The organism is Streptomyces sp. NPDC096048, assembly GCF_044763415.1.
GTDB lineage: Bacteria > Actinomycetota > Actinomycetes > Streptomycetales > Streptomycetaceae > Streptomyces.
Window position 1 is genome coordinate 1 of sequence record NZ_JBIWGG010000034.1, and the last position, 1100, is coordinate 1100.

Annotated in this window: 1 rRNA gene; it reads right to left on the reverse strand. The window is 57.4% G+C overall.

The annotated features are described in order from the left end of the window. A 23S ribosomal RNA gene (locus tag ACIQ6R_RS37045) occupies nucleotides 1-1100 on the reverse strand; the annotation flags it as partial.

The following is a 1100-nucleotide window of genomic DNA, read 5'->3' on the forward strand; positions in this document are numbered from 1 at the left end:
CATTCTCACTCGTGAACCGTCCACAACTCGCTTCCGCGGCTGCTTCACCCGGCACACGACGCTCCCCTACCCATCACAGCCGGCGTTGGCCGTATTGCTGCAATGACACGACTTCGGCGGTACGCTTGAGCCCCGCTACATTGTCGGCGCGGAATCACTAGACCAGTGAGCTATTACGCACTCTTTCAAGGGTGGCTGCTTCTAAGCCAACCTCCTGGTTGTCTGTGCGACTCCACATCCTTTCCCACTTAGCGTACGCTTAGGGGCCTTAGTCGATGCTCTGGGCTGTTTCCCTCTCGACCATGGAGCTTATCCCCCACAGTCTCACTGCCGCGCTCTCACTTACCGGCATTCGGAGTTTGGCTAAGGTCAGTAACCCGGTAGGGCCCATCGCCTATCCAGTGCTCTACCTCCGGCAAGAAACACACGACGCTGCACCTAAATGCATTTCGGGGAGAACCAGCTATCACGGAGTTTGATTGGCCTTTCACCCCTAACCACAGGTCATCCCCCAGGTTTTCAACCCTGGTGGGTTCGGTCCTCCACGAAGTCTTACCTCCGCTTCAACCTGCCCATGGCTAGATCACTCCGCTTCGGGTCTTGAGCGTGCTACTAAAAACGCCCTGTTCGGACTCGCTTTCGCTACGGCTTCCCCACCCGGGTTAACCTCGCAACACACCGCAAACTCGCAGGCTCATTCTTCAAAAGGCACGCAGTCACGACGCAAGGACAAGTCCTCGCGCGACGCTCCCACGGCTTGTAGGCACACGGTTTCAGGTACTATTTCACTCCGCTCCCGCGGTACTTTTCACCATTCCCTCACGGTACTATCCGCTATCGGTCACCAGGGAATATTTAGGCTTAGCGGGTGGTCCCGCCAGATTCACACGGGATTTCTCGGGCCCCGTGCTACTTGGGTGTCTCTCAAACGAGCCGCTGATGTTTCGACTACGGGGGTCTTACCCTCTACGCCGGACCTTTCGCATGTCCTTCGCCTACATCAACGGTTTCTGACTCGTCCCACGGCCGGCAGACCGTAGAAGAGAGATCCCACAACCCCGTACACGCAACCCCTGCCGGGTCTCACACGTATACGGTTT